The following is a 12,416-nucleotide window of genomic DNA, read 5'->3' as shown; positions in this document are numbered from 1 at the left end:
GGGCCGCTCCCTTAGCGGGCCGCATGGCGGCCCTTTGTCCGACCCTTGCCCCCTTCCAACTCCGACCTTTCGCCCGATCCTGACGCTGTGCCGAGCCACCGCCAGCGCGTGCTGCGCGCCGCCTGGGTGGCGCTGGGCGGGCTGTGCCTGCTGCTCGGCGTGATCGGCATCTTCCTGCCGGTGCTGCCGACCACGCCCTTCGTGCTGCTGGCCGCGGCCTGCTTCGCGCGCGGCTCGCGGCGCTTCCACGAATGGCTGCTGGGGCATCCGCGTTTCGGTCCGCTGGTCGGCGACTGGCAGCGGCACCGCAGCATCCCGTTCAAGGCGAAATGCCTGGCGCTGTCGATGATGTGGCTGTCGATGGGAACCACGGCGTGGCTGCTGCGCGGGCGGCCGCTGGTGTCGGCGGCGCTGCTGGCGTGCGCGGTGGGGGTGAGTGTGTGGATGGTGCGGTTGCCGACGCGGCCGGCGGAAGGTGGGGAGACTTGAGGCTTTCCGGACTATCGATGCCCTTGCTTCGTTGATGCTCCGGCCCTCACCCCCGCCCCTCTCCCGCAGGCGGGAGAGGGGAGCAAACCGTCAATCGTACTTGCGCGCATCCTCGATCAGCCGCCCGTCCTGCGGCAACGAGCCCGCCGCCACGAACGCCACCTCGCCTCGCAGCCGCATCACCTCGCGCAGCGACTCCGCCACCGCGCGCTGCAGATCGGCGTCTTCGCGCGTCGCCTCGCAGCGCAGCGTCATCACGTCGGCGCCCGGATCGCCCGTCACCACCAGCCGCGCCGCGCGGATTTCGGGATGGCGCCGCAGCACGTCGGCCACCTGGCCGGGATGCACGAACATGCCCTTGACCTTGGTGGCCTGGTCGGCGCGGCCGAGCCAGCCCTTCAGGCGGATATTGGTGCGGCCGCACGGGCTGGGCCGCTGCGACGATGCCGGCACCACCGCCGACAGGTCGCCGGTGCCGAAGCGGATCAGCGGATAGTCGCCGTTGCCCAGCACCGTCACCACCACCTCGCCGGTCTCGCCTTCGGGCATGGGACGCGAGCCGCCGGGCTCGACGATCTCGACCAGCACGCCCTCGTCCACCACCCAGCCGTCGCCGCCTTCGGTTTCATACGCGATCAGGCCGACATCGGCGGTGCCGTACATCTGCTGCACGCGCACCCCGCGATCGCGGAACCAGTTGCGCAGCGACGGCGGCAGGGCTTCGCCCGAGACCAGCGCCTTGGCCAGGCTGGTGCACGGCGTGCCGAGTTCATCGCCGCGCTCGAGCAGCAACTTGAGGAACGACGGCGTGCCGGCATATGCGGCCGGTTGCAGGCTGGCCAGCGCCTGCACCTGCGAATCGGTCTGGCCGACGCCGGCCGGGAATACGCAGCAGCCCAGCCGGTGGGCGCCGCTTTCCATCATCATGCCGGCCGGCGTGAAGTGGTAGGAGAAGGTGTTGTAGACCAGGTCGCCGGCGCGAAAGCCGGCGGCATGCATGGCGCGCGCGGTGCGCCACCAGTCGGCGTCGTGGCCGTCGGGCTCGTGGATCGGGCCGGGCGACTGGAACACGTGGCGCAGCTTGCCCAGCGGCGTCGCATTGAGCCCGCCCAGCGGCGGCAGCGCGCGCTGGCGCGCGCTCAGGTCCGATTTGCGCGTGACCGGCAGCTGGGCCAGCGCCGCGCGCGAGGTCAGCAGGCGCGGATCGACGCCGTCCAGCAGTTCGGCAAAGTATGGCGCCCGTTCGCGCGCATGGGCCACCTGGCGTGCCAGGGCGGCAAGGAGCGCCTGCTCGCGGACTTCCGGCGCGCGGGTTTCGAGCGGATCGAAGTGTTCTGGCATGGTGCTGTGCGTCAGGGAAGGGGATGCGGCTTGCCCCGCGCCGCAGTGCGCGTGGTGACAAGCCGGGTGAAAAACGGTCGGTTGCTAGGCCAGCCAGCGCTTGCGGCGACGGTAACTCTTCACGTCGCGGAACGACTTGCGGCCGGGGCCGTCGGCGTCGTTGGCGGCCACGCCCAGGTAGAACTCCTTGACGTCCTCGTTGGTGCGCAGCGACTCGGCGTCGCCATCCATCACCACGCGGCCGTTCTCGAGGATGTAGCCATAGTCGGCGTAGCGCAGCGCCACCATGGTGTTCTGCTCGGCCAGCAGGAAGCTGACGTTTTCGCGCGAGTTCAGGCCGCGCACGATCTCGAAGATCTCCTCGACGATCTGCGGCGCCAGCCCCATCGACGGCTCGTCGAGCAGGATCATCGCGGGCTTGGCCATCATGGCCCGGCCGATCGCGCACATCTGCTGCTCGCCGCCGGAGGTGTAGCCCGCCTGCGACTTGCGGCGCGTCTTCAGGCGCGGGAAGTATTCGTAGATCTTTTCCAGCTCGTCGCGGGTCTGGCCGCGCGACAGGCCGCGCGTGTAGGCGCCGGTGAGCAGGTTTTCCTCGATGGTCAGGTGCGCGAAGCAGTGGCGGCCTTCCATCACCTGGATCACGCCGCGGCGCACCAGGTCGTTGGGAGTGAGCTGGTCGACGCGGTCGCCGCGGTATTCGATCGAGCCCTTGGTGACGTCGCCCCGCTCGGCCTGCAGCAGGTTGGAGATGGCCTTGAGCGTGGTGGTCTTGCCCGCGCCGTTGGCGCCCAGCAGCGCCACGATCTTGCCCTCCGGCACTTCGAGCGAAACGCCCTTGAGCACCAGGATCACGTGATCGTAGATGACTTCGATGTTGTTGACGGACAGGAGGCTCATGGTGCGGGTCGTGGTGGTGTGGCGGTAACTTAGGACTTCACAGTCGCGGCGGTTTGCTCCCCTCGCCCGCTTGCGGGAGAGGGGCCGGGGGAGAGGGCAGGAGCTCGCCATGGCGAAGGCGCTCACTCTGTTGATGCGCTGCCCTCTCCCCCGCCCCTCTCCCAGAGGGAGAGGGGAGAAACCAATCGGGATTGGTGCGGCATCAGCTCTTCGAGCACCCCGGCGTAATCCCCTTCTCCTTCGCGTACTGCGCCGCGGTGGCCTTGAACAGCGGGTGGATCAGGCTCTTGTTGCCCTCGATCCAGTCCGATACCACCACCCACTTGCTGCCGTCCCACTGCTGGATCTTCACCTTGCCCGAGCCCTCGTGGTTCTCGCAGCTGGTCTTGATCTCCGGCAGCAGGCCGGTGGCGCCCAGTTGCTGCAGGCGGGCGTTGGTCAGGTTCAGGTTCTCGAAGGCCCAGCGCATCTGCTCGCCGGTCATGGGCTTGCCCTTGCCGAACTTGGCCTGCGCCACGCGCACCGCTTCCACCGTCACCACCGCCGCCGACACGCCGCGGTTGTACAGCACCGAACCGACCTTGTTCTTGTCCTGCATATTGCCCTTGCCGGCGCCATAGACCACCTTCTCGATATCGGCGATCAGCGGCACGCCCTTGCCGGCCACGTTCCAGGTCGCGCTCATATAGCCCTTGGAGGCATCGCCGGCCGGCACCGTGTCTTCCTCGGAGCCCGCCCACCAGGAGCCGATCATCTTCTCGCGCGAGAAGCCCACCTTCTGCGCCCCTTTCAGCGCGGTCTGGTTCATCACGCCCCAGCCCCAGAAGATCACGTAGTCAGGGTTCTCCTGGCGGATCTTCAGCCATTGCGCACCCTGCTCGTTGCCGGGGTGCGCCACCGGGATCTCGACCAGGTTGAACTTGCCCAGCCGCGCCTCGGCCTGCAGCGCCACGATCGGCTCCTTGCCGTAGGCGGAATCGTGGTACAGGTAGACGATCTTCTTGCCCGCCAGCGAGCCGCCGCTCTTGCTGGCCAGGTACTTGACGATGGCGGAGACCTGCATCTGGTACGTGGTCACCAGCGGGAACGCGTACGGGAACACCGAGCCGTCGACCGCATCGGTGCGGCCGTAGCCCATCATCACCAGCGGTACCTTGTCGGCCGCGGTCTTGTCGACCAGCGCGTACGAGATGCCGGTCGACATCGCGTGGTACGCGGTGCCCTTGGTGGTGGCGTTCTTGGCCTTCAGCCGCTCATAGCACTCCACGCCCTTGGCGTTGTTGTACTCGGTCTCGCACTCCTCCCAGCTGAGCTTGACGCCGTTGACGCCGCCGTCCTTCAGGTTGACGTAGTTGAGGTAGTCGATGAAACCGCCATACCAGGACTGCCCGTTGGCGCCATAGGGCCCCACGCGATAGCTCGGCAGCGCGATGAACTGCTCGTTGCTTTGCGCCAGTGCCGGCACCGCCGGCGCCAGCAGTGCAGCCGCGGCGCTGACCACCAGGGCGGCGCGTTGCACGTTGCGAATCAGGTTGGTCATGACAGTCTCCTTCGCCCTCAGGGGAGCGTTTCGTTATGCGTGAGCTTCAGAACTTCACAGGAACTGCGGTAACACGGGCACCCCTCCCGTCAATGAGGGAACGGCCACAGCCTCAGCTTCTCCTTGGCGATCTGCCACAGCCGGGCCAGCCCGTGCGGCTCGACGATCAGGAAGAAGATGATCAGCCCGCCGAACACCATCAGCTGGATGTGCGACACGGTGGCATTGGTAAAGGGCAGGTGCAGCAGCGATGCCAGCGGCGGCAGCACGTTGTCCAGGAAGATCGGCAACAGCAGGATGAAGGCCGCCCCCAGGAACGAGCCCATGATGCTGCCGACGCCGCCGATGATGATCATGAACAGCACGCGGAACGACAGGTCCAGCGAGAACCCGTCCGGCTCGACCGAGCCCAGGTAGCAGAACGCATACAGCGCGCCGGCCACGCCGCAGTAGAACGAGCTGACCGCGAACGCCAGCAGCTTGGTGCGCATCAGCGGGATGCCGATGACTTCCGCCGCCACGTCCATGTCGCGCACCGACATCCAGGCGCGGCCGGTGGCCGAGCGCACCATGTTCTTGGCCGCCAGCGCCAGCACCGTGACGATGGCCAGCACGAACAGGTACTTCTTCACCGGCGTATCGATGGCGTAGCCGAACAGATCCAGCCGCTGCGCCGTGATCACGCCCGACGAGCTGTTGTTGGAGAACCAGGGGAACTTGGTCAGCGCCCACACCACGAAGAACTGCGCCGCAAGCGTGGCCACCGCCAGGTAGAAGCCCTTGATGCGCAGCGACGGCAGCCCGAACGCCACCCCCACCAGCGCCGCCGACAGGCCCGCCAGGATAAAGGTCAGCAGCACCGGCATGCCTTCGATGCGCAGCTGGAAGTTGTAGGCCGCATACGCCCCCACCGCCATGAAGGCCGCGGTGCCCAGCGACAGCTGGCCGGCATAGCCGGTCAGGATATTCAGCCCCAGCGCCGCCAGCGAGAAGATCAGGAACGGGATCAGGATGGCCGAGAACCAGTATTCCGAGCCGATGAACGGGATCGCCACGAAGGCGATCGCCATCAGCACCGCAAAGCCGATCCGGTCCTGGCGGATCGGGAAGATCTGGCTGTCGGCAACGTAGCTGGTCTTGAACTGGCCGGCTTCACGATAAAACATGGCAACTCTCCTGTGCGAAGTCGGTCAGACGCGATCGATGTGTTTCTCGCCAAACAACCCTTCGGGCCGCACCAGCAGAAACAGCAAGGCAAACACATACGGGAACCACCCCTCGATGCCGCCGAAGTTGCCGCCGAACATCGACTGGAATACCGGCGGGATATAGATCTCGGCCAGCTTCTCCGACGCGCCGATGATCAGCCCGCCGACGATGGCGCCGGGCACCGAGGTAAAGCCGCCGAGGATCAGCACCGGCAGCGCCTTCAGCGCGGTCAGCGTCAGCGCGAACTGCACGCCATTGCGCGAGCCCCACAGCATGCCGGCCACCAGCGCGACGAAGCCGGCCACGCCCCAGACGATGGCCCAGATGTTCTGCAGCGGGATCCCCAGCGACAGCGCGGCCTGGTGGTCGTCGGCGACCGCGCGCAGCGCGCGACCGACCTTGGTGTACTGGAAGAACAGCGCCAGCGATCCCACCAGCACGCCGGCGATGGCGGCGGCGGCAAGGTCGAACTTGGAGATGACGATGTTGAAGGTGGTCAGGATCGATTCGATCGGCTCGTCGACGATGCCCAGGTTGATCGGGCGCACTTCATTGCCGAACAGCAGCGGCCCCAGCCCTTCGAGGAAGAACGACAGCCCGATGGTTGCCATGAACAGCGTGATCGGCGGCTGGTTGACCAGCTTGCGCAGCACGAAGCGCTCGGTGCTCATGCCCACCAGGATCATCACCACGAAGGCGCCGATCACCGCCGCCCACATCGGCATGCCCTTGTCCATCAGCCCCACCACCGCCAGCGCGGCAAAGTAGACCATCGCGCCCTGGGCAAAGTTGAACACGCCCGAGGCCTTGTAGATCAGCACGAAGCCCAGCGCCACCAGCGAGTACATCAGTCCCGACAGCAGGCCGCCGAGCAGGATTTCAAAGAAGAACGTCATGGTTCAGACCCTCAGTGCGAAGTGCCCAGGTATGCCTTGATCACGTCAGGGTTGCCCTTGACCTCCTCCGGCGTCCCATCGCCGATCTTCTTGCCATAGTCCAGCACCACCACGCGGTCGGAGATATCCATCACCACGCCCATGTCGTGCTCGATCAGCACGATGGTGGTGCCGAACTGCCGGTTCACATCGAGGATGAAGCGGCACATGTCCTGCTTCTCTTCCACGTTCATGCCGGCCATCGGTTCGTCGAGCAGCAGCATCGACGGCTCGGCGGCGAGCGCGCGCGCCAGCTCGACGCGCTTCTGCAGGCCGTACGGCAGACGCCCCACCGGGGTCTTGCGGATCGACTGGATTTCGAGGAAGTCGATCACCTCCTCCACCTTCTGCCGGTGCCGCATCTCCTCGTTGCGCGCCGGGCCCCACCACAGCGCGTGCGCGAACCACGAGGTGCGGAACTGCGTGTTGCGGCCGGTCATGATGTTGTCCAGCACGGTCATGCCCTTGAACAGCGCGATGTTCTGGAACGTGCGCGCAATGCCCTGGCGCGCCGCGGCGGTAGGGTGCATCTGCTTGCGCTCCTCGCCGCGGAACACGATGCGCCCCTGCTGCGGGTGGTAGACGCCGTTGATCACGTTCAGCATCGAACTCTTGCCGGCGCCGTTCGGGCCGATGATGGCGCGCACCTCGTGCTCGCACACGTCGAACGAGATATCGGTCAGCGCCTTGACCCCGCCGAACGACAGCGAGATATGCTGCAGGTCCAGGATCACCTCGCCGCCGGTGCGCGCCTGCGCGCCGGTGCGCTGCGCATGGCGCGTACCGGGAGGCACGCCGCTGTCATCCGCCAGCCCCGCGGGGGGCAGCGGTCCTGCGGGCGCCATCGCCCCGCCACCGCCAGCGCCGCTCGCATCGGTGCGTGCCGCCGCGGTCCATTCGCGCTTGCCGGCGCCTTGCCAGGCCACTTGTGTCATGTTGCTGCCTCCACCTGTGCTGTTATGGCCGTTATGCCGCGCGCGCCTGCCGCGCGCGCCGCTACCGGCAGCCGCCTGGCATCCACCAGCTTCAGCGTGGCCGACACGCTGCCCTCGCGCCCGTCTTCGAACTTGACGCGCGTCTCGATGAACTGCTCGGACTTGCCCGCATAGAGCGCGTCGACCAGCACGCCGTACTTCTCCGCGATAAAGCCGCGCCGTACCTTGCGCGTGCGGGTCAGTTCATCGTCGTCCGGGTCCAGCTCCTTGTGCAGCACCAGGAAGCGCGCCACCTGCGACCCCGCCAGCATCGGGTCGTTGGCCAGGTCGGCATTCACCTGGTTGACGCATTCGCCGATCATCTCCAGCACGTCCGGCTGCGCGGCCAGGTCGACATAGCCCGCGTACGGCAGGTGGCGGCGCTCGGCCCAGTTGCCGACGGCTTCGAAGTCGATATTGATAAAGGCGCAGACCTGGTCGCGGCCGTTGCCGAACGCCACCGCCTCCTTGATGTACGGGAAGAACTTGAGCTTGTTCTCGATGTACTTGGGCGCGAACATCGAGCCATCGGCCAGCTTGCCCACGTCCTTGGCGCGGTCGATGATCTTCAGGTGGCCGTCGGCGTCGATCACGCCGGCGTCGCCGGTCATGAAGTAGCCCTCGTCGTTGATGGCCTCGCGCGTGGCATCCTCGCGCTTGTAGTAGGACTTGAGCAGGCCCACGCCGCGCACCAGCACCTCGCCGTTGTCGGCGATGCGGATTTCCATGCCGGGCGCGGCCGGCCCGACCGAGTCGAACTTGACCTTGCCGTCGGGCTGCAGGCACACATAGGCGCAGGTCTCGGTCTGGCCGTAGAACTGCTTCAGGTTCACGCCGATCGAGCGGTAGAAGCGGAACAGGTCCGGGCCGATCGCCTCGCCGGCGGTGTAGGCCACGCGGATGCGGCTCATGCCCAGCACATTGCGCAGCGGGCCGTAGACCAGTGCTTCGCCCAGCGCATAGCGCGCGCGCTCGGCGAGCGATACCGGTTGGCCGTCGAGGATGGCGGTGCCGCAGCGGCGCGCCACGTCCATGGCCCAGTGGAACAGCTTGCGCTTGATCCAGCCGGCATCCTCCATGCGGATCATCACCTGCGTCAGCAGGCCTTCGTAGATGCGCGGCGGTGCGAAGTAGTAGGTGGGTCCGATCTCGCGCAGGTCGGTCATCACCGTTTCGCGCGATTCCGGGCAGTTCACCGTAAAGCCTGCCACCATCGCCTGCGCATACGAAAACAGGTTGTCGCCGACCCACGCCATCGGCAGGTAGGACAGCACGTCGTCGTCGGCGCTGAGCTTGTCGAAGGCGCAGCCGTTGCGCGCCGAGCCGATCAGGCCATGGTGCGAATGGCACACGCCCTTGGGCTTGCCGGTGGTGCCGGACGTATAGAGGATGATCGCGGTGTCGTCGGGCTGCCCGGCGGCGATGGCCTCGTCATAGAAGCCCGGATGGGCCTGGTCGAACTCGCGCCCCAGTTCCTGCAGGCGCTCGTACGACATCAGCGAGGGATGGTCGTAGTCGAGCAGGCCGCGCGGGTCTTCGAAGATGACGTGGCGCACGGCGCGGCCGGACTCGGCAAGCTGCGCCTCGACTTCGAGCAGCTTGTCGACCTGCTCCTGGTCCTCGACGATGGCGAACTCGATCTCCGCATCGTTGAGCACGTAGACCATCTCGTTGGCGATGGCGTCCTGGTACAGCGGCACCGGCACGCCACCCAATGCCTGCGCCGCGGTCATGGCCCAGTACAGGCGCGGACGGTTGTCGCCCACCACCGCCAGGTTCATGCCGCGCCTGAAGCCAAGCGCGGCCAGACCACATGCCAGCGCCCTCACCTGCTGTGCCGCCTGGGCCCAGCTGTATGTCTGCCAGATGCCGAGATCCTTCTCGCGGTAGGCCGGATGCTCCGGCCGCTGCTGGGCGTGCGCCAGCAGCCATCGCGGGAAGGTCGTCGCCGACGATTCCTGCATCGCTGTCTCCTGTCCCTCCGGCGTGGGGGTCCACGCCCGGTGTCAAGCGCCGGTCCAGTCGTTATACTTGGCTTGCTTTGCCCGGCGGCATCTGCCGCATCGCATCAAGCCCGTCTGTGCCTTGTCTTGAGGGGCCGGGAAAAGCGTCTTCTGCCTTCCCGGCGTGCCCCTGGTGGCACCCGCGGTTCCGTTGTGATCGTACGATAGCCCATGCCAACACCCCCGGTTGTCACGCCGGTGACAATTCCGGGTTAATCCCTACCGGAGCTTTCGCGAGGCCATGCTGAACGATTTTGTCGACCGCTGCGTGTGGGCAGCAGACCTGAGTCCGGAGCAGCGCGAGCGCGTGCGCCGCGCCATGTTCGTGCACGAGTACAGCCAGGGCGACTACGTCTGCCACAAGGGCGACAAGGCCGAGCACTGGCTGGGCGTGCTCGAAGGGATCGTCAAGATCACCACGGTGTCGCCGTCGGGCAAGTCGGTCACCTTCACCGGCGTGCCCACCGGCGGCTGGTTCGGCGAAGGGGCGGTGCTGAAGTCGGAGATCCGCAAGTACGACGTGATGGCGCTGCGCCGCTCGACCATCGCCTTCCTGCCGCGCGACACTTTTCAGTGGCTGCTGGATACCAGCCTGCCGTTCACGCGCTTCCTGCTGACGCAGTTCAACGAGCGCCTGGGGCAGTTCATTGCGGCGGTGGAATATGAACGGCTGCTCGACATCGATTCGCGCGTGGCGCGCGCGGTGTCGTCACTGTTCAACGAACACCTGTATCCGGGCATCGGCAAGACGCTGGAAATCTCGCAGGAAGAAATCGGCCTGCTCGCCGGCATCTCGCGCCAGCGCGCCAACCAGGCGCTCAAGGTGCTGGAACAGCAGGGGCTGGTGCGGGTGGACTACGGGGTGATCGAGGTGCTGGACCTCGACGGACTGCGGCAGTACGGGGAGTAAGGTGGGAAATAAGGTGGGAAATAAGGTGGCCAGCGCCATCGACGCCGAGACCCTGCGGGCGTATCGCGAAACGCACTACCGGGTGCTGGGCGACATGCCGATGACCTTGCGCATCGACCAGCCCAGCGCCGCGCTGGCCGCGCTGCACCGCGCGCTTGGGGTGGGCTGCAGCGCCTTCATTACCGCTGCCAATCCCTTCAGCCAGCGCTGCGACGATGCCGCCAACGCGCGCCGGCAATTGGCACTGGCACAGGATATCAACGCACTGGGGCTGCACGCGATCGAAGCCGCCGGCGAGCATCCCGACAACGGCTGGCCGGCAGAACCGAGTTTCCTCGTGCCGGGACTGCCGCTGGCCGAAGCGCGGGCCTTGGGCCAGACCTACCAGCAGAACGCCGTGGTCTGGAGCGGCGCCGACGCGGTGCCGCGACTGGTGCTGTTGCGCTAACCGGGGCGGCTGGAGCGGTCACGTCGACCCGTTGATCAGTGCCCGTGGCCGCGATGGCCATGATGGCCACGATGCCCATGGCCGTGGTGGCGATAGTGGTGATGCCGGTGATGATGGTGCCGGTAATGGTGATGCCGGCCGCGCCATTCATGCCGCCCATACCAGCGCCGGCCGTCCCAGTAACGATCGCCGTGCCAGCCGTGATAGCGCGGTGCGTACACCACGGGCGGCGGCGGCGCCACATAGACCGGCGCCGGCGCGGCATAGACCGGGGTGCCGATGTGCACGCCCACATCCACATGCGCCATTGCAGAACGCGCCGCCAGCAGGGACATGACGCCAGCGAGCAGCGCTGCAAAAAGAACCGGATGAGCCATGATGCGGTGTCGTCGTAAAAGGAATGGGTGCACTCTACCGCGCATTCCTGTTACCAGATGCGGCGGATTGTTTCGGTATATAACGCGGTGTAAGCGGGATTACAGACGGCCTGGGAATAAGGCGATGGTCACGGTTTTTTGACCACGGTACCGTCAAGCTGCTGCTCGAGTCGTTCCAGCGCCGCGACGTCCTCGGCGTCGGCGGCGAGGCGCTCGGCGTCGCGCCGTTTTGCCTCGAATTCGGTATAGCGCTCGAGCGCCAGGCGCTCTGCCACTTCCGCTGAGACCTTGCCGGCATGCGTCAGGACTTCGCGTTCGTTGAACGCCAGGAACGCATCCAGCTTGTCCGCCCATTCCTGCATCGTCATCGTCTTGCGACGCAGGGCCATGCTTTCGGCGTAGTCGAGATACATCACCACAATGCGGTTGAGCGCGTCGAACTCCGGCTGCTGCAGATAATTCTTGGCAACGCCCACGTCGCCCCGCCGCACCCGGCCGCCCTTCCAGCTCGTCAGCCCCATATTCGGCTGGCTCGAATCGGATCGGGCTGCAATCAGCTCCGCGGCGGTGTGGCCGGTAATGGCCCACAGCATCTTGTTCTGGGTCTTGGCGAAAAATCGCTGCGCCTGCTCGGTGGTGCCGTCGTAATCGACCGCCGTCGCATAGATATCACGGATCTTCTGGTAAAACCGCTTTTCGGACGCCCGGATGTCCCGGATGCGTTGGATCAGCTCGTCGAAATAATCCCAGCCGCCGGGCTCCTTGAGCCGTTCGTCATCCATGACGAAGCCCTTGACCAGGAATTCGCGCAGGTGGGTGGTGGCCCATTGGCGAAACTGGGTGCCACGATGCGAGCGAACCCGATAGCCTACTGCCAGGATCATGTCGAGGTTGTAGAGCATGGTTCGGTAGCTTTTGCCGTCGGAGGCAGTTGTAAAGTTTTGCTTTACAACTGAATGCTCCGCTAACTCGCCATCCGCCAGCACGTTCTTGATGTGCTGGCCAATGTTCTGCTTCGAGGACGAAAACAGTTCCGCCATCTCCAACTGCGACAGCCAGACCGTTCCACCTTCCGCCCGCAGCCGGATCCGCGTCCCCCCGTCCTCGGTGGTGTACAAGATGAGTTCGCCAGTACGCATAGGCGGGATTCCTCTACCAGTTCCTTGATCGCGTCGTCGCGAACGACCCCATAGACTACCCGAAGGGATCGCCCGGATTGTTGCAGAGTGTGCCGATACCGTGCCGAACGGCACCACCAACGGAAAAGGCCGGCGCTGACCCAAGTCCAGC

At 66.1% G+C, this 12,416-nt stretch carries 12 protein-coding genes; 3 read left to right on the top strand and 9 right to left on the bottom strand.

Annotated features, from left to right (window positions below):
• The first annotated feature begins 87 nt into the window (after positions 1-87).
• The gene (locus A2G96_RS02555; RefSeq protein ID WP_062796495.1) at positions 88-489 is read left to right on the top strand and encodes a YbaN family protein; all 402 of its coding nucleotides are present in this window, start codon (positions 88-90) and stop codon (positions 487-489) included.
• Positions 490-579: 90 nt separating this feature from the next.
• Here the strand turns inward: A2G96_RS02555 and A2G96_RS02550 are convergent, their stop codons facing one another.
• The 7 genes from A2G96_RS02550 to A2G96_RS02520 all read right to left on the bottom strand — a co-directional run bounded on the left by A2G96_RS02550 (position 580) and on the right by A2G96_RS02520 (position 9,352).
• Complete coding sequence (locus A2G96_RS02550) at positions 580-1,830, bottom strand: phenylacetate--CoA ligase family protein (RefSeq protein ID WP_062796489.1); 1,251 nt, start codon at positions 1,828-1,830, stop codon at positions 580-582.
• A gap of 84 nt (positions 1,831-1,914) precedes the next feature.
• Positions 1,915-2,730, bottom strand: a complete 816-nt coding sequence (locus A2G96_RS02545) for an ABC transporter ATP-binding protein (protein ID WP_018003769.1) — start codon at positions 2,728-2,730, stop codon at positions 1,915-1,917.
• Positions 2,731-2,932: 202 nt separating this feature from the next.
• Positions 2,933-4,270 (bottom strand): ABC transporter substrate-binding protein, encoded by a 1,338-nt coding sequence (locus A2G96_RS02540; RefSeq protein WP_062796487.1) that lies wholly within the window; start codon positions 4,268-4,270, stop codon positions 2,933-2,935.
• A gap of 89 nt (positions 4,271-4,359) precedes the next feature.
• Positions 4,360-5,436 carry a branched-chain amino acid ABC transporter permease gene (locus A2G96_RS02535; RefSeq protein WP_062796485.1) on the bottom strand — a complete coding sequence of 359 codons (1,077 nt, stop codon included), beginning with the start codon at positions 5,434-5,436 and terminating at the stop codon, positions 4,360-4,362.
• Positions 5,437-5,460: 24 nt separating this feature from the next.
• The gene (locus A2G96_RS02530) at positions 5,461-6,375 is read right to left on the bottom strand and encodes a branched-chain amino acid ABC transporter permease (protein ID WP_062796483.1); all 915 of its coding nucleotides are present in this window, start codon (positions 6,373-6,375) and stop codon (positions 5,461-5,463) included.
• Positions 6,376-6,386: 11 nt separating this feature from the next.
• Entirely contained in the window at positions 6,387-7,349 is a 963-nt protein-coding gene (locus A2G96_RS02525; protein WP_062796480.1) for an ABC transporter ATP-binding protein, read from the bottom strand.
• The gene (locus tag A2G96_RS02520) at positions 7,346-9,352 is read right to left on the bottom strand and encodes an AMP-dependent synthetase/ligase (RefSeq protein WP_062796478.1); all 2,007 of its coding nucleotides are present in this window, start codon (positions 9,350-9,352) and stop codon (positions 7,346-7,348) included. The genes A2G96_RS02525 and A2G96_RS02520 overlap by 4 nt, the downstream gene beginning before the upstream one ends.
• Positions 9,353-9,632: 280 nt before the next feature.
• Between A2G96_RS02520 and A2G96_RS02515 the strand changes: the two genes are divergently transcribed.
• Both A2G96_RS02515 and A2G96_RS02510 read left to right on the top strand, forming a co-directional pair.
• Complete coding sequence (locus A2G96_RS02515) at positions 9,633-10,301, top strand: Crp/Fnr family transcriptional regulator (RefSeq protein ID WP_012351564.1); 669 nt, start codon at positions 9,633-9,635, stop codon at positions 10,299-10,301.
• Positions 10,302-10,326: 25 nt separating this feature from the next.
• Entirely contained in the window at positions 10,327-10,749 is a 423-nt protein-coding gene (locus A2G96_RS02510) for a DUF3293 domain-containing protein (RefSeq protein ID WP_062796476.1), read from the top strand.
• 35 nt (positions 10,750-10,784) lie between these two features.
• Here A2G96_RS02510 and A2G96_RS32175 read toward each other — a convergent pair whose 3' ends face one another.
• A complete protein-coding gene (locus tag A2G96_RS32175; protein WP_082818827.1) occupies positions 10,785-11,126 on the bottom strand; it encodes a hypothetical protein in 342 nt (113 codons plus the stop codon).
• Positions 11,127-11,254: 128 nt separating this feature from the next.
• Complete coding sequence (locus tag A2G96_RS02500) at positions 11,255-12,244, bottom strand: virulence RhuM family protein (RefSeq protein ID WP_231909608.1); 990 nt, start codon at positions 12,242-12,244, stop codon at positions 11,255-11,257.
• Positions 12,245-12,416: the final 172 nt, after the last annotated feature.

It is taken from the genome of Cupriavidus nantongensis (assembly GCF_001598055.1).
GTDB lineage: Bacteria > Pseudomonadota > Gammaproteobacteria > Burkholderiales > Burkholderiaceae > Cupriavidus > Cupriavidus nantongensis.
The sequence above is the reverse complement of the archived record's forward strand: the minus strand, read 5'-3'. Positions and strand labels throughout refer to the sequence as shown.